This is a genomic window from Noviherbaspirillum sp. (assembly GCF_035627455.1).
In the GTDB taxonomy this organism is placed as follows: domain Bacteria; phylum Pseudomonadota; class Gammaproteobacteria; order Burkholderiales; family Burkholderiaceae_D; genus Noviherbaspirillum.
Genome location: NZ_DASPLS010000101.1, coordinates 26,038 through 42,262 on the forward strand (window position 1 = coordinate 26,038; position 16,225 = coordinate 42,262).

Sequence of the window (16,225 nt, forward strand, 5' to 3'; positions counted from 1 at the left end):
GTTGACCTCTTCTACAAAGAGGCGCTTTGATCTCTCATCGGAAAACTGAAAATCCGGAATGGTCCCGATGTGCTCTTGTCGAATTCCTCGCCCGCACGCACGCCGATCTCGGCGATCTGGCGCGCCGTCAGGTCGCTGTCATACACCGCGTACATCGCACCGAGCGCGAAATTGCGCCCGCTGCCGATGCCCCAGAATCGCTCGAAGCTGAATACCTCGCGGTAGGAGTACACGCCGAAGATCCCGCTCGGATTCGCGATCAGCGCGGTGATCTGCGAAGACTCGTAGGGATCGTCCTCGTCTTCCTTGGTGTTCAGGAAGTACTTGTCCTTCAGTATCTCGTGCACCCGCTGGAAGGTCTCGAACACGTCGTCGCGGCTGCACAGCCTGCACTCCTCGCCCATGCCGGTCAACAGCTTGCGCATGACCGGGAAGTGGGCGGCCGTGCCGGCCAGCGTCACGTAGGAATCACCGACAGGGAATACCTTTTCGTTGAGTTCATACGCATGCGACAGCCGGGTATCGCCGAAAGTGACGAGCGAATCCGAGGCGATGGCGATTTCGTTGTTCTTCTTGACGACGACGCAGGTAGTCATTGTTGATCTCCGTAAATGGGAAGCCAGCGCGGGGCGCTGCGGGAAAAGTCAGCGATTTTCGCATTTTCCCGGCAGCGCGGCGCCCGCTTCCCGGGCTGGAATCAGAGCAATGTCTTGCGCATGTCGCCCAGCACTTCCGCCAGGTAAGCCGCAAAGCGCGCCCCCATCGCACCATCGACCACGCGGTGGTCATAGGACAGCGACAGCGGCAGCATCAGGCGCGGCGCGAACTGCTTGCCGTCCCATACCGGCTTGATGCTCGACTTGGACAGGCCGAGGATCGCGACTTCCGGAGCATTGACGATAGGCGTAAACGCGGTGCCGCCGATGCCGCCGAGCGAGGAAATGGTGAAGGTTGCGCCCTGCATGTCGGCCGGCTTGAGCTTGCCGTCGCGCGCGGCGGCGGACAGGTCGCCCATTTCCTTGGCGATCTCGGAAATGCTCTTCCTGTCGGCGTTCTTCACGACCGGCACCACCAGGCCTTGCGGCGTATCGGCGGCAAAGCCGATGTTGTAGTACTTCTTGAGGATCAGGTTCTCGCCCTTCTCGTCGAGCGAAGAGTTGAAGGCCGGGAACTTCTTCAATGCCGAGACGCTGGCCTTGATCACGAACGCCAGCATGGTCAGCTTGACGCCGGATTTGGCCATCGCGTTGTTGGACTCCTTGCGGAATTCTTCCAGGTCGGTCACGTCCGCTTCGTCGAACTGCGTCACGTGCGGGATCATCACCCAGTTGCGGTGCAGGTTCGGGCCGCTGATCTTCTTGATGCGCGACAGCGGCTGCAGCTCGGTCTCGCCGAACTTGGAGAAGTCGAGCGACGGCCACGGCAGCAGGTCCAGACCCGCGCCGCTGCCACCCTTGACAGGCGCGGCCGCGGGCGCGGCGGTGCTGCCCGCCATTACGGACTTCACGAAACCCTGGATGTCGGTATGCAGGATACGGCCCTTGGGACCGGAGCCGGTCACGCGGCCGAGGTCGACGCCGAGTTCGCGCGCGAACTTGCGTACCGACGGCGATGCATGCGCCTTGGTGTTCGCCGGGACCGCCGGCTCCAGCGCCGCGGTCGGCGCAGCCTTTGCGGGCGCCGGCGCAGCGGCGGCGGCTGCGGAGGCGGCCGGGGCGGCTGCGGCTGCGGCCGGCGCGGGGGCTGCCGCGGCGGCATCGCCCTGGGTTTCCAGCTTCAGCACCAGCGATCCCTTGGACACCTTGTCGCCGACGTTGACCAGCAGTTCCTTGACCACGCCTGCGTGGCTGGACGGAATTTCCATGCTGGCCTTGTCGGATTCAACGGTGATCAGCGACTGCTCGGCCTTGACGGTGTCGCCCGGCTTGACCATCAGCTCGATGACTTCCACATCCTTGAAGTCGCCGATGTCGGGAACCTCGATATTGATCAGCGACGGGCCGGCCGCTGCGGCTGCAGCCGGCGCCGGTGCCGCGGCGGGCGCCGGCGCAGCTGCCTGGGGCGCCGCTGCCGGTGCGGGTGCCGGTGCGGCCGCGCCTGCGCTCTCCTCCAGCAACAGGACCAGCGTGCCTTCCGACACCTTCTCGCCGACCTTGACCTTCACTTCCTTGACGACGCCGGCATGGCTGGAGGGAATCTCCATGCTGGCCTTGTCCGATTCCACCGTGATCAGCGACTGGTCGACCGCGATCGTGTCGCCCGGCTTGACCATCAGTTCGATGACTTCCACTTCCTTGAAATCGCCGATGTCCGGGACTTTGACTTCCACCATACTCATAGCTTTCGCTCCGTTCTTTCGTTCTTGTTCTCCCACTACGTGCCCCCCTCCCCCCTGCCGGGGGAAGGGAACACCACTGAGGAAGCGCAAAGGTGTTTTTACTCTGGAATTACAACGTCACCGGATTCGGCTTGTCCGCATCGATGCCGTACTTCGCGATCGCCTGCGCCACCACCGATGCCTCGATCGTGCCGTCTTCCGCCAGCGCCTTGAGCGCCGCGACCGTCACGTAGTAACGGTTGACTTCAAAGAACTCACGCAGTTTCGCGCGGCTGTCCGAGCGGCCGAAGCCGTCGGTGCCCAGCACCTTGTAGTTGCGGCCCTTCGGGATGAAGGCGCGGATCTGTTCGGCGAAGGTACGCATGTAGTCGGAAGTCGCGACCACCGGGCCGGTCGTGCCCTGCAGCAGCTTCGTCACATGGGCGGCACGCGGCGTCTCGGTCGGGTGCAGCAGGTTCCAGCGCTCCGCATCCTGGCCATCGCGCGCCAGCAGCGTGAAGGACGGCGCGGACCAGATGTCGGCGGCAATGCCCCAGTCGTTCTTCAGCAGCTCGGCGGCCGCGATCGCTTCGCGCAGGATGGTGCCGGAGCCCATCAGCTGCACGCGCTTCTTGGACTTCTTGTCGCTTTCGTGCGCCGCGCCCTCCTGCAGCAGGTACATGCCCTTCAGCAGGTCCTGTTCGGTGCCCGGCTTCAGGCCGGGGTGCGCGTAGTTCTCGTTCATCAGGGTGATGTAGTAGAACACGTCCTCCTGATTTCCGACCATGCGCCTCAGGCCATCGTGAATGATGACCGCTACCTCGTGCGCAAAAGTCGGATCGTACGGAATGCAGTTCGGAATCGTCGACGCCAGGATGTGGCTGTGGCCGTCCTCGTGCTGCAAGCCTTCGCCGTTCAGGGTCGTACGGCCGGCGGTGCCGCCGAGCAGGAAGCCGCGCGCGCGCATGTCGCCCGCCGCCCACGCGAGATCGCCCACGCGCTGCAGGCCGAACATCGAGTAGTAGATGTAGAACGGAATCATCACGCGGTTGTTGGTCGAGTACGACGTCGCCGCGGCGATCCAGGAACTCATGCCGCCCGCTTCATTGATGCCTTCCTGCAGGATCTGGCCGGCCTTGTCTTCGCGGTAGTACATCACCTGGTCCTTGTCGACCGGTTCGTACAGCTGGCCCTGCTGGTTGAAGATGCCAATCTGGCGGAACAGGCCTTCCATGCCGAAAGTGCGCGCCTCGTCGACCAGGATCGGCACCACGCGCTTGCCCAGGTGCGGGTCGCGCAGCAGCGTGGTGATGATGCGCACATACGCCTGGGTGGTGGAGATCTCGCGGCCTTCCGCGGTCGGATCGAGCACTGCCTGGAATGCGGACAGTTCCGGCACCGGAAGGATTTCTTCGGCTTTCGCGCGGCGCTGCGGCAGGTAACCGCCGAGTGCCTTGCGACGCTCATGCAGGTACTTCATTTCCGGCGTGTCGTCGGACGGCTTGAAGAACGGGATTTCCGGCAGCTTGTCGTCCGGAATCGGAATGTTGAAGCGGTCGCGCATCTCGCGGATCGCCTCGTCGTCCAGCTTCTTGGTCTGGTGGGCGGTATTGCGCGCCTCGCCCGACTTGCCCATGCCGAAGCCCTTGATGGTCTTGACCAGCAGCACGGTCGGCTGACCCTTGTGTTCCTGCGCGTTCTTGAACGCGGCGTAGATCTTGTGCGGATCGTGGCCGCCGCGGTTCAGGCGCCAGATATCGTCGTCGGACATCTTGGAAACCATTTCCAGCAGCTTCGGATGCTTGCCGAAGAAGTGCTTGCGCACGTAGGCGCCGTCCTTGGCCTTGTAGTTCTGGTATTCGCCGTCGCAGGTTTCCATCATCACGCGCTGCAGGATGCCTTCCTTGTCGCGCGCCAGCAGCTCATCCCAGTAGCCGCCCCAGATCACCTTGACCACGTTCCAGCCGGCGCCGCGGAAGTCGGCTTCCAGTTCCTGGATGATCTTGCCGTTGCCGCGCACCGGACCGTCGAGGCGCTGCAGGTTGCAGTTGACCACGATCACCAGGTTGTCGAGCTGTTCGCGGCCGGCCATGCCGATTGCGCCCATCGATTCCGGCTCGTCCATCTCGCCGTCGCCGCAGAAGGCCCAGACCTTGCGGTTGTCGGTCTTGGCGATGCCGCGCGCATGCAGGTACTTCAGGAAGCGCGCCTGGTAGATCGCCATCAGCGGGCCCAGGCCCATCGACACGGTCGGGAATTGCCAGAAATCCGGCATCAGCTTCGGATGCGGGTAGGAGGACAGGCCCTTGCCGTCGACTTCGCGGCGGAAATTGAGCAACTGCTCTTCGCTGATGCGGCCTTCCAGGAAGGCGCGGGCGTAAATGCCCGGCGCCGAGTGGCCCTGGATGTACAGCAGGTCGCCGCCGTGCTCTTCGGTCGGCGCATGCCAGAAGTGGTTGAAGCCGATGCCCAGCATGTTGGCCAGCGACGCGAAGGAGGAAATGTGGCCGCCGAGGTCGCCGTCGGCGCGGTTGGCCTTGACCACCATCGCCATCGCGTTCCAGCGCATCCAGGAGCGCAGGCGCTCTTCATATTCCAGGTTGCCGGGGCAGTGTTCGCCGAGGTGGGCGGGGATGGTGTTGACGTAAGCGGTATTGGCGGAGAACGGGATGTAGGCGCCGCGGCGGCGGGCCAGGTCGACCATGCGCTCCATCAGGTAATGGGCGCGCTCCGGGCCTTCGGTTTCGATCACGGCTTCGAGCGCATCGAGCCATTCCTGCGTTTCCATGACATCGGGATCATTGGCTGCTTGCGCCAACACTTGGTCGAGCTGGGCGGACATTGGTGTGTCTCCTAGGTTAAAGGCTGGTTCCGGCCGGGGTCGCGGGCGGAAGTTTTTTGACAAGAATTCGTCGGGATGGTGCGCGGTGAAAAGATTCTATCAGCACTTTTTCAACTTTTCAAATTACGGGATTTCGTTTCATAATGCGGTATTTCGTGCGGCAGTGCAGCATCGGAATGGCGCCGGCCTGCGGCCCTGCGGGCATGGCGACTTATAATCTCGTTTTAATCCCTACCAACCCATCCAACAACCATGTCCGCACAACTCATCGATGGCAACCTCCTCTCCAAGCAACTGCGTGCCGAAGTGGCCCAGCGCGCCGCCGCGCTGACCGCGAAAGGCAGGCAGCCCGGCCTGGCCGTGATTCTGGTCGGCGACAATCCGGCTTCCCAGGTCTATGTCCGCAACAAGGTCAAGGCCTGCGAAGACAACGGCATCCATTCGGTGATGGACAAGTACGACGCGAACCTGTCCGAGGAAGCGCTGCTGGCGCGCATCGATGCGCTGAACCGCGACCCGAAAATTCACGGCATCCTGGTGCAACTTCCCTTGCCCGCGCACATCAATGCTCATAAGGTGATCGAGGCGATCGCGCCGGAAAAGGATGTCGACGGCTTCCACATCAGCAATGCCGGCCTGCTGATGACCGGCCAGCCGCTGTTCCGTCCGTGCACGCCTTACGGCGTGATGAAGATGCTCGAATCGATCGATTACCCGGTGCGCGGCGCGCACGCAGTGGTGGTCGGCGCCTCCAACATTGTCGGCAAGCCGCAGGCAATGCTGCTCTTGCAGGCGGGCGCCACCGTCACCATCTGCAATTCCAAGACCCGGGACCTCGGCCACCATGCGCGGCAGGCCGATATCCTCGTGGTCGCCACCGGCAAACGTAATATCGTCACCGCCGACATGGTCAAGCCCGGCGCGGTCGTGATCGACGTGGGCATGAACCGCGACGACAACGGCAAGCTGTGCGGCGACGTCGATTTCGCCAATGCGAAGGAGGTCGCCGGCCACATCACCCCGGTACCGGGCGGTGTCGGCCCGATGACGATTACGATGCTGCTCGTCAACACTATTGAGGCCGCAGAAAGAACCTGATTGATGACATCCTCCCTGAATCCCCTGCTCGACTTTTCCGACCTGCCCCGTTTTGCCGACATCAAGCCGGAGCATGTGACGCCGGCGGTGACAGCGCTGCTTGAAGAAAACCGCGCCGTGGTGGCGCGGCTGGAAGCGCCGCTGGCCGGGGGCGCCGAAGTTAGCTGGGCCAGCTTCGTCGAACCGCTGGAAAACGCCACCGAAAAGCTGGGCCGCGCCTGGGGCGTGGTCGGCCACCTGAATTCGGTGGTCGACACGCCGGAGCTGCGCGCCGCCTACAATGAAAACCTGCCCAAGGTCACGGAATTCTGGACCGAACTCGGCCAGAACCTGGCGCTGTTCGAGAAGTACAAGGCATTGAAGGCGAGCGCCGAATACGAGAGCCTGCCGCCGGCGCGCAAGAAGATCATCGAGAACGCGCTGCGCGACTTCCGCCTCGGCGGCGCCGAGCTTGCCGAAGACAAGAAGGCACGCTTCGCCGAGATCCAGGAACAGCAGGCGGCGCTGTCGACGAAATTCTCCGAGAACGTGCTCGACGCGACCAACGAGTACGGCCTGTTCATCGAGGATGAAACCGACCTCGCCGGCCTGCCGGATGACGTGAAGCAGGCCGCGCGCGCCGCCGCGGAAAAGGACGGCAAACCGGGCTTCAAGTTCACGCTGCATTTCCCGTCCTACTTCCCGATCCTGCAATACGCGGACAAGCGCGAACTGCGCGAGATGATCTACCGCGCGAACGTGACGCGCGCGTCGGAACTCGGCGCGAAGGCCGAGTGGGACAACACGCAGAACATCGTCGAGATCCTGAAGCTGCGCGACGAGGAAGCCAAGCTGCTCGGCTTCCCGCATTTCGCCGACGTGTCGCTGGTGCCCAAGATGGCCGAGACGCCGGACCAGGTGATCGCCTTCCTCGAAGACCTGGCAGAACGCGCCCGGCCGTTCGCCGAAAAGGACCTGGTCGAACTGCGCGACTTCGCGAAGCAGGAACTCGGCCTGGACACGCTGCAGGCCTGGGACGTCGCGTACGCATCGGAAAAACTGCGCGAGCAGCGCTATGCGTTTTCCGAGCAGGAAGTGAAGCAGTACTTCCCCGAGCCGAAGGTGATGGAGGGCCTGTTCCGGGTGGTGCAGACGCTGTTCTCGGTCGAGATCAAGCCGGACGCCGCGCCGACCTGGCACAAGGATGTGAAATTCTTCCGCATCGAGAAGGACGGCCGCCTGATCGGCCAGTTCTACGTCGACCTGTACGCGCGCCGCGGCAAGCGCGGCGGCGCGTGGATGGACGATGCGCGCGGCCGGCGCCGCGTCGGCGGCGGCGTGCAGACCCCGGTCGCCTACCTCGTCTGCAATTTCTCCGAACCCGCCGTCGTGGACGGAAAGGCGCGGCCGGCGCTGTTTACCCATGACGAAGTGATCACCCTGTTCCATGAGTTCGGCCACGGCCTGCACCACATGCTGACCCAGGTGGACGAACTGGGCGTGTCGGGCATCTCCGGCGTCGAATGGGATGCGGTGGAACTGCCGTCGCAGTTCATGGAAAACTTCTGCTGGGAATGGGATGTGCTGCAGCACATGACCGCGCATGCGGACAGCGGCGAACCGCTGCCGCGCGCACTGTTCGACAAGATGATCGCCGCCAAGAATTTCCAGTCCGGGCTGCAGACGCTGCGCCAGGTGGAATTCGCGTTGTTCGACATGCATCTGCACCACGACTACGATCCGGCTGCCGCGAAAACGGTGCAGGAGGTGCTGGACGATGTGCGCCGCAAGGTCGCGGTCCTGATCCCGCCGCCGTTCAACCGCTTCCAGAATTCCTTCAGCCACATCTTCGCAGGCGGATATGCGGCAGGTTACTATAGCTATAAATGGGCGGAAGTCCTGTCGGCCGACGCGTACAGCGCCTTCGAGGAAGCTGCGGCGTCCGGCGGCAACGTGCTTTCGCCGGACATTGGGCAGAAATTCCTGATCGAGATCCTCTCGATGGGCGGGGCGCGGCCGGCGCTGGAGTCGTTCAAGGCCTTCCGCGGACGCGAGCCGAGCATCGACGCGTTGTTGCGGCACAACGGGATGACTGCCTGACATCAGGGAGAAAAACAAATGAAACGTGTATTGCAGTCCTGTTCGCTGCTCGTATTGCTGTGCGCGGCGACCGCGCATGCGCAGCTGTACAAGTGGGTCGGGCCGGACGGCAAGGTCACCTACAGCGACGTGCCGCCGACAAAGTCGGCGGCACGGGTCGAAACGAAGTCGCTCACGACGGACGGCGTCAGCACGTCCGACTTGCCGTTCGAAGTCGCGGAAGCGATGCGCAACCAGCCGGTCACCCTGTACACCGGCAAGAACTGTCCGCCGTGCGAAGAAGGGCGCAAGCTACTTTCCGAGCGCGGCATTCCGTTTGCGGAGAAGACGGTCAGCTCGAACGAGGATATCGCCCAGTTCCGCCAGGCCGGCGGCGACAACCAGTTGCCGCTTCTGGTCGTCGGCCGCAACAAGGAGCGCGGCTACGAGTTCGGCGCGTGGAACCGGCTGCTCTCCAGCGCCGGCTATCCGGAGACCAGCCGCCTGCCGAAGAGTTACCGCAATCCTCCCGCACAGGCCGCCGCGCCGCAGGCGGCGGCACCGGAAAAGCAGGAAAGCACTGCGCCGGCAGACCGGGCGGCAGCCTTGCCGCGCGCAACCGATCTGCCGCCGCCGACAGGCAATGCGCCCCCGGGTTTCCGCTTCTGACGCCATGACCCGCATCGATTTCCACAGCAAGGTGGCGGACCGGATCGCCTATGCGTGCCGTCTGACGCGCAAGGCGCGGGCGGCGAACTGCCAGGTCGTGCTGCTCACGCGGGACCGCCGGGACCTGATGGCGCTGGACCAGGCGCTGTGGACCTTCGCGGAGCAGGAGTTCCTGCCGCATGTGCTGGCCGGCGACCCGCTGGCGGCGTCGACGCCGATCATCCTGACCGACAGCGCCGAGGCGGCGCTGCCGCACCACCAGGTGCTGGTCAACCTGTCGGCGGGCACGCCCGCGCATTTCGCGCGCTTCGAGCGCATGATCGAAATCGTTTCCGCCGACGAAGCCGACATTGCCGCGGGGCGCGCGCGCTACCGCTTCTACCAGCAGCGCGGCTACCCCCTTACCCATTTCGAAGCAGACAAGGCATGACACACCATCCATCGGACGCCGGCATCCCCCTTCTGACGGAAGTCATTCCCGGCCCGGCCCCGGTCGACATCGCCAGGACCGCGCCGGCACAGCCGGCGATCGTGCCCCTGGAGGACAGCCTGGCGCTGGGAGACCCGCGCTCGGCAGGCGTCTGGGATGAAGCGGAATGGGACCGGCTGGAACGCGAAATCCGCGAGCGCGTGCTGCTGCAGCTGCTCGAGCGCATCGACGTCGTGCTGGTGCAACGGGTCAGGGACAGCCTGGCCGATGCGCTGCAGACCGCGGTCGAAGGCCTGGCGACCGACATCCGTGCCGGGCTGTACAACTCCGTGCGCGACGCCGTCAGCGGCGCGGTGTCGCAGGAAATCGCCAAGCTGAAATCCACAAAAAAATAAAAATACTTCAGTATTCTTTTCTGATTGCGCAGATTTTTGACTGCGCTGATGATCCGCGAAAATTTCGCGGACCGGATTGAATACCTGGAAAAACGATAACTTCCTACAATCCTGTTATCGTTTCGCTCAGGAGTCGTCATGAAAGTCATCGTGCTTGGTGCGGGCATCGTCGGCACCGCCTCGGCGTGGTTCCTGAACAAGTCGGGCCACGAGGTCACCGTCGTCGAACGACAGCCCGGCGCGTCGCTCGAAACCAGTTTCGCCAACGGCTGCCAGATCTCGGTGTCGCACGCCGAACCCTGGGCGAATCCGTCGGCGCCGCTCAAGGTGCTGAAGTGGCTGGGCAAGGAAGACGCACCGCTGCTCTACCGCTTCCGTCCCGAATGGCTGCAATGGAAATGGGGGCTGCGCTTCCTGCGCGAGTGCACCCCGGGCCGCACCGCGGCCAACATCCGGCAGATCGTCGCGATTGCGGAATACAGCCGGCAGACGCTGCAGGCGGTGCGCGCCGAAACCGGCATCGAGTACGACCAGCTGACGCGCGGCATCCTGCATTTCTATACCGACCGGCGCGAATTTGCGCATGCGCTCGATGCAGCGCGGCTGATGCGCGAACTCGGCTGTCCGCGGCAGTCGATCGATGCCGACGAAGTCGTGCGCATCGAGCCGGCGCTCGCGGCGATCCGCGACAAGATCGTCGGCGGCGACTATACGGCGACCGACGAATCCGGCGACGTCTACAAGTTCGCCGCGGGACTGGCGCGCAAGGCGGCCGATGCCGGCGTCGACTTCCGCTTCAACACCAGCGTCACCCGCTTGCTGACCGAAGGCGCGGGCGAGGCTGCCAGGATCACCGGCGCGGAAGTCATCGACGGACAGGGCCGGCACCAGCTGCTGCGGGCCGACGCCTTTGTTGTGGCGATGGGAAGCTTCAGCGTTCCCCTGCTCAAGCCGCTTGGCATCGACCTGCTGATCTACCCGGGCAAGGGTTACTCGGCGACCTATCCGATCACGCGGCCGGATGCGGCGCCGCGGGTATCGCTGACGGACGACGGCCACAAGCTGGTGATTTCCCGCCTGGGCGACCGGCTGCGGGTCGCCGGCACCTGCGAACTGAACGGCTACGGCCGGGAACTGAACAGCACCCGCTGCGAGGCGATCACGCGGCGTACCCGGGAACTGTTCCCGGAAGCCTGCGACTACGGCGACCCGGTGTACTGGACCGGCTTGCGTCCCCTGACGCCATCGAACGTGCCCTACATCGGCAGGACCAGGTACCCGAACCTGTACCTCAATACCGGCCACGGCACGCTCGGCTGGACCATGGGCTGCGGCTCGGGACGGGCGATCGCGGACATCGTGTCGGGGCGACGGCCGGAAGTGGATTTTGCGTTTACCGGGATGAGTGCACACGGGCAGGATCGTGTGGTCGCACGGCAAGCAGCGCGCGCCTGAAGGTGAACATCGCAGGCAGTTTCCGCACGCCGGTTTAGGGGGCATATGCGAAGGCGGGAATCGATTGCATGTCGCCGTCGAATCGTCGAAGCGGGCCGGGTACGGAAGACGCCGAATGCGATAGCGGCTATCTGAAAGCGTCAACTGCAGGCCCGGCTGCAAGCGCAAAAAAATCGATGCACGATCCCTGCGTGCTGTCATCCCCTTCCTGCGCCACGCGTTATAGCCTGTATAGCAGCGCTGCCTACTTCCCCACCTTCACCTGCACCTCGGCAAGTTTTTCATCAAAGGCGATGCGGGTGGCGAACTTGGCGCGCTTCATTGGAAAGCGCGACTGAAAATGGCGCACGTTGCCGGAGCCGGAGATGACCCGCCGCACGAACTGGTAGTACGCATCCATATCGATCACATGGACCACGAGGAAGTAGTCGTATTCGCCGGAAACGAAGTAGCACTGCATGACCTCCGCCTCCTTCGCCATGCGCGCCTCGAAGTCCTGCATGTGTTCGTCGGACTGGTTGTTCAGCGACACTTCGAGGAAGGCCAGCATGCCGTAGCCGAGCGCGAACGGATCGACCAGCGCGACGTCGGCGCTGATCACCCCGGATTCGCGCAATTCGCGGATGCGGCGCAAACATGTCGGCTGGGAAATGTGAACCTTCTCGGCAAGGGTGCGCGTGGGCATCTGGTTGTCTTTTTGCAGCAGGTTCAAAAGCTTGCGGTCGACCTTGTCCAGCACGTGAAATTTAGACATATAAAAATTGAAAAAACTTACAAAAAACCGCAGAAAAACTCTTTGCGAACCCTTTTATCTGTTGTACCGTCTGCGTGTTAAGAGAAATGAATCATTACAGTTTGTCATGCTCCGGCTCCGATGCAGTCAAAACGCCGGTTCTGACCGATGGGCTACCGCTCCCTGCCTTGCGCGGGGCAAGTAGAAAACAAGTGAGTCTTGCAGCAACCTTGTGTATTTACAATCCTTAGGAGGATATTTTATGCAGTTCAAGACAAAAATGATTCCGCTGGCTGGCGCGATTGCATTTGCCTTTGCAGGAGCGGCATCGGCGCAGGAACTGGTCGTCCGGATCGGCCATGTGGGCCCGATCTCCGGCGCCATCGCTCACTTGGGCAAGGACAATGAAAACGGCGCGCGCATGGCGATCGACGAGCTCAACGCGAAGGGCGTGACGATCGGCGGCAAGAAAGCCAGGTTCGAACTGCTGGCCGAAGACGACGCAGCCGATCCGAAGCAAGGCACCGCTGCGGCGCAGAAGCTGGTCGATGCCAAGGTCCACGGCGTGATTGGCCACCTGAACTCGGGCACCACGATCCCGGCTTCCAAGATCTACTACGAGGCCGGCATTCCGCAGATCTCCCCGTCCGCGACCAACCCGAAGTACACCCAGCAGGGATTCAAGACCGCGTTCCGTGTGGTGGCCAACGACGGCCAGCTGGGCGGTGCACTGGGCCGCTATGCAGCCGAGAAGCTCGGCGCCAAGCAAGTGGCCGTCATCGACGACCGCACCGCGTACGGCCAGGGCGTGGCTGAAGAGTTTGTGAAGGGTGCCCAGGCCAAGGGCGTGAAGGTCGTTTCGAAGCAATACACGAACGACAAGGCGACCGACTTCAACGCGATTCTGACGACGATCAAGGGCACCAAGCCGGACGTGGTGTTCTTCGGCGGCATGGACGCGGTGGCCGGCCCGATGCTGCGCCAGATGAAGGCGCTGGGCATCAATGCCAAGTTCATGGGCGGCGACGGCATCTGCTCCGAAGCGCTGACGAAGCTGGCCGGCGACGCAATGGGCGACGGCCAGGTGGTGTGCGCCGAGGCAGGCGGTGTGCAAGAGAACCAGAAGAAGGGCATGGAAGACTTCCGTGCCGCATTCAAGAAGAAGTTCAACACCGACGTGCAGATCTATGCACCGTACGTCTATGACTCGGTGATGGTGATGGTCGAGGCAATGAAGAAGGCGGGTTCTGCCGAACCGGCGAAGTACGCGCCGGAACTGGCCAAGATCAAGTACCAGGGCGTGACCGGCAACGTCGAGTTCGATGCCAAGGGCGACATCAAGGACGGTACGCTGACCCTGTACACCTACAAGGGCGGCAAGCGTGAAGTGATCGGTGTGACCAAGTAATTCTGTTCCTGCCGCATCAGGAGCCCCGTCCTTTGGACGGGGCTTTTTTTCGTCCGTGGCGCCGGCCGCACATGATTTTGAACAACGGCGAGTTACTGTGAACCTCGGCCATGCTCTTCCTGAGAAAACGTGCTGGCGGCGCTGCCTGGCCGAAAATGAAGGCCGAAAAAAAAAGCGCTCCCGAGGGAGCGCTTTTGTCCGGAAACCGGAATTACTTCTGGCTCATGACCCACTTCACCAGGGTCTGGGCTTCCGCTTCGTTGACTTGCGGGTTGGCCGGCATCGGGACTGCGCCCCAGACGCCGCTGCCGCCCTTCAGGACCTTCTGCACCAGCTTGCCTTCGGCATCCTTCTGGCCGGCATACTTCGCTGCCACATCCTTGAAGGACGGGCCGACCAGCTTGTTTGCCACTGCGTGGCACGCCATGCAGTTCTTGGCCTTGGCCAGGTCAGCATTCGCGAACGCAGCATTGGAAGCCAGGGCGCCCAGGGCAAAACAAACCAACAAAGAACGTTTCATTACTCTCTCCATACGAAAAACCCGAAACGGGAAAATACAACCGGGATTACCACTGTGAAACGCGGTTCACTCCACGCCGGTTGACCGCGTGAATTGACCGTTACAATTTTTCGCAATATTCTGGCGGAAAGGGAGCCGTCATGCCACTAATTCTTGCAATCGTCCTGTTATCGATCCTGAAATACCTCGAAGTCGCGCCGGTGGCGGAACTGTCCTGGTGGTGGATCGTCGGCTTGTTCTGCGTCTCCTTCCTCTGGTTCGAGTTCGGCGAACGCCTCTTTGGCCTCGACAGGCGCAATGACGCGCAGGAACAACTTGAAAAAGCCCGCAAGGAGCGGGTGACGAAAACCTTCAAGAAGTAATCGCCTCCCGCTGCCGGTTTTCCGTTACCGTTTCAACTGCGACAAGTCGCGCACCGCGCCGCGGTCCGCCGAGGTTGCCAGCGCCGCATACGCCTGCAGCGCCTGCGACACCACGCGTTCGCGGTTCTCCGGCTTCCATGCCCTGTCGCCCTTCGCTTCCATCGCCGCGCGGCGCTGCGCGAGCTCGGCGTCACTGATTTTCAGCTGGATGCGGCGCTCCGGAATATCGATCTCGATCACGTCGCCGTCGTTGACCAGCCCGATCGTCCCGCCCTCTGCCGCCTCCGGCGATGCATGACCGATCACCAGTCCGGACGAGCCGCCCGAGAAACGGCCGTCGGTAAACAGCGCGCACACCTTGCCCAGCCCCTTGGACTTGATGTACGAGGTCGGGTACAGCATTTCCTGCATGCCAGGGCCGCCCTTCGGCCCTTCGTAACGGATGATTACCACGTCTCCCGCCTGCACCACGTCGCCGAGGATGGCGTCGACCGCCGCATCCTGGCTTTCGAACACCCGCGCGCGGCCGGTGAACTTGAGGATGCTCTCGTCCACGCCGGCCGTCTTCACGATGCAACCCTTCTCGGCGAGATTGCCGTACAAGACCGCCAGTCCGCCATCCTTCGAATACGCGTGCGCCTTGTCACGAATGCAACCATGCTCGCGATCGGTATCGAGCTTGTCGAAACGCTTGTCCTGGGAAAAAGCCACTTGCGTCGGCACCCCGCCCGGCGCGGCAAGGAAGCGCTGGCGCAAGCCCTGGTCCTGGTTCGTCATCACGTCGTTGGCGGCGATCGCCTCGGCCAGCGTCTTGCTGTGCACCGTGGAGACATTGGTGTCGAGCAGGCCGGCACGGTCCAGCTCGGCGAGGATGCCGAAGATGCCGCCGGCGCGATGCACGTCTTCGATGTGGTAATCCTGGGTCGCCGGCGCCACCTTGCACAGGCAGGGCACCTTGCGCGAGATGCGGTCGATGTCGGCCATCGTGAAATCCACACCGGCTTCCTGCGCCGCCGCCAGCAGGTGCAGCACGGTATTGGTCGAGCCGCCCATGGATACATCCAGCGCCATCGCGTTCTCGAAAGCGGCCTTGGTCGCGATGTTGCGAGGCAGGACAGACGCATCGTCCTGTTCGTAGTAGCGCTTGGCGGCCTCCACTACCAGGCGGCCGGCGCGCAGGAACAGCTGCTTGCGGTCGGCATGGGTGGCGACGATGGTGCCGTTGCCCGGCAGGGACAGGCCGAGCGCCTCGGTCAGGCAGTTCATCGAGTTCGCGGTGAACATGCCGGAGCAGGAACCGCAGGTCGGACAGGCGGAACGCTCGATGTTGGCGACCTGCTCGTCCGACACCGTCGGATCGCCGGCCTGGATCATCGCGTCGATCAGGTCGACCTTGATGATCTTCTGGCTGCCTTCCTGCTTGCCGTGCAGCGCCTCGATCACCTTGCCGGCTTCCATCGGGCCGCCGGAGACGAAGACCGCCGGGATGTTCAGGCGCATCGCCGCCATCAGCATGCCGGGCGTGATCTTGTCGCAATTCGAGATGCAGACCATGGCGTCGGCGCAGTGCGCATTCACCATGTACTCGACCGAGTCGGCGATCAGCTCGCGCGAGGGCAGCGAATACAGCATGCCGCCGTGCCCCATCGCGATGCCGTCGTCGACCGCGATGGTATTGAATTCCTTGGCGACGCCGCCGGCCGCTTCGATCTCGCGCGCCACCATCTGCCCCAGGTCCTTCAGGTGCACATGGCCGGGCACGAACTGGGTGAAGGAATTGACCACGGCGATGATCGGCTTGCCGAAGTCGCCGTCCTTCATGCCGGTGGCGCGCCAGAGGGCGCGCGCGCCGGCCATGTTGCGGCCGTGAGTGGTGGTGCGGGAGCGGTAATGCGGCATCTTCTATCTCCGGAAATTCTGTTCGTATACGCCCGTTCG

General features: G+C 63.1%; 14 protein-coding genes. 8 read left to right on the forward strand and 6 right to left on the reverse strand.

All coding sequences use genetic code 11. The annotated features are described in order from the left end of the window. Positions 1-11 precede the first annotated feature (11 nt). From VEC01_RS19555 to aceE, 3 genes are all read right to left on the reverse strand, one after another. Positions 12-596: an MFS transporter gene (locus VEC01_RS19555; protein ID WP_324902592.1), complete on the reverse strand. Its 585-nt coding sequence runs from the start codon at positions 594-596 to the stop codon at positions 12-14. Between the two features lie 101 nt (positions 597-697). Beyond that, positions 698-2,338 (reverse strand): dihydrolipoyllysine-residue acetyltransferase, encoded by a 1,641-nt coding sequence (aceF, locus tag VEC01_RS19560; protein WP_324902593.1) that lies wholly within the window; start codon positions 2,336-2,338, stop codon positions 698-700. A gap of 109 nt (positions 2,339-2,447) precedes the next feature. After that, positions 2,448-5,159 (reverse strand): pyruvate dehydrogenase (acetyl-transferring), homodimeric type, encoded by a 2,712-nt coding sequence (gene aceE / locus VEC01_RS19565; protein ID WP_324902594.1) that lies wholly within the window; start codon positions 5,157-5,159, stop codon positions 2,448-2,450. A 252-nt stretch (positions 5,160-5,411) separates the two neighbouring features. Between aceE and folD the strand changes: the two genes are divergently transcribed. From folD to VEC01_RS19595, 6 genes are all read left to right on the forward strand, one after another. After that, positions 5,412-6,257, forward strand: coding sequence for a bifunctional methylenetetrahydrofolate dehydrogenase/methenyltetrahydrofolate cyclohydrolase FolD (gene folD, locus VEC01_RS19570; protein ID WP_324902595.1), 846 nt, complete (start codon positions 5,412-5,414; stop codon positions 6,255-6,257). Positions 6,258-6,260: 3 nt separating this feature from the next. Next, positions 6,261-8,336: a M3 family metallopeptidase gene (locus VEC01_RS19575; RefSeq protein WP_324902596.1), complete on the forward strand. Its 2,076-nt coding sequence runs from the start codon at positions 6,261-6,263 to the stop codon at positions 8,334-8,336. A gap of 18 nt (positions 8,337-8,354) precedes the next feature. Next, entirely contained in the window at positions 8,355-8,984 is a 630-nt protein-coding gene (locus VEC01_RS19580) for a glutaredoxin family protein (protein ID WP_324902597.1), read from the forward strand. A 4-nt stretch (positions 8,985-8,988) separates the two neighbouring features. Beyond that, complete coding sequence (locus tag VEC01_RS19585) at positions 8,989-9,414, forward strand: DNA polymerase III subunit chi (protein WP_324902598.1); 426 nt, start codon at positions 8,989-8,991, stop codon at positions 9,412-9,414. Beyond that, positions 9,411-9,809, forward strand: a complete 399-nt coding sequence (locus VEC01_RS19590; protein WP_324902599.1) for a hypothetical protein — start codon at positions 9,411-9,413, stop codon at positions 9,807-9,809. Before VEC01_RS19585 ends, VEC01_RS19590 begins: the two co-directional genes overlap by 4 nt. A 138-nt stretch (positions 9,810-9,947) precedes the next feature. Further along, on the forward strand, positions 9,948-11,264 hold the full coding sequence (locus VEC01_RS19595) for a D-amino acid dehydrogenase (protein ID WP_324902600.1): 1,317 nt from the start codon (positions 9,948-9,950) through the stop codon (positions 11,262-11,264). A gap of 244 nt (positions 11,265-11,508) precedes the next feature. On the opposite strand, the gene VEC01_RS19600 is transcribed toward VEC01_RS19595, so the two are convergent. Further along, positions 11,509-12,018 (reverse strand): Lrp/AsnC family transcriptional regulator, encoded by a 510-nt coding sequence (locus tag VEC01_RS19600; RefSeq protein WP_324902601.1) that lies wholly within the window; start codon positions 12,016-12,018, stop codon positions 11,509-11,511. Between the two features lie 241 nt (positions 12,019-12,259). Between VEC01_RS19600 and VEC01_RS19605 the strand changes: the two genes are divergently transcribed. Continuing rightward, complete coding sequence (locus tag VEC01_RS19605; protein WP_324902602.1) at positions 12,260-13,405, forward strand: branched-chain amino acid ABC transporter substrate-binding protein; 1,146 nt, start codon at positions 12,260-12,262, stop codon at positions 13,403-13,405. A gap of 211 nt (positions 13,406-13,616) precedes the next feature. Here VEC01_RS19605 and VEC01_RS19610 read toward each other — a convergent pair whose 3' ends face one another. Next, positions 13,617-13,925, reverse strand: coding sequence for a c-type cytochrome (locus tag VEC01_RS19610; RefSeq protein WP_324902603.1), 309 nt, complete (start codon positions 13,923-13,925; stop codon positions 13,617-13,619). A gap of 140 nt (positions 13,926-14,065) precedes the next feature. On the opposite strand from VEC01_RS19610, the gene VEC01_RS19615 reads away from it, so the two are divergent. Beyond that, complete coding sequence (locus VEC01_RS19615) at positions 14,066-14,287, forward strand: TIGR04438 family Trp-rich protein (RefSeq protein WP_324902604.1); 222 nt, start codon at positions 14,066-14,068, stop codon at positions 14,285-14,287. Positions 14,288-14,311: 24 nt separating this feature from the next. On the opposite strand, the gene ilvD is transcribed toward VEC01_RS19615, so the two are convergent. Next, positions 14,312-16,186: a dihydroxy-acid dehydratase gene (gene ilvD, locus VEC01_RS19620; RefSeq protein ID WP_324902605.1), complete on the reverse strand. Its 1,875-nt coding sequence runs from the start codon at positions 16,184-16,186 to the stop codon at positions 14,312-14,314. Between the last annotated feature and the right edge of the window lie 39 nt (positions 16,187-16,225).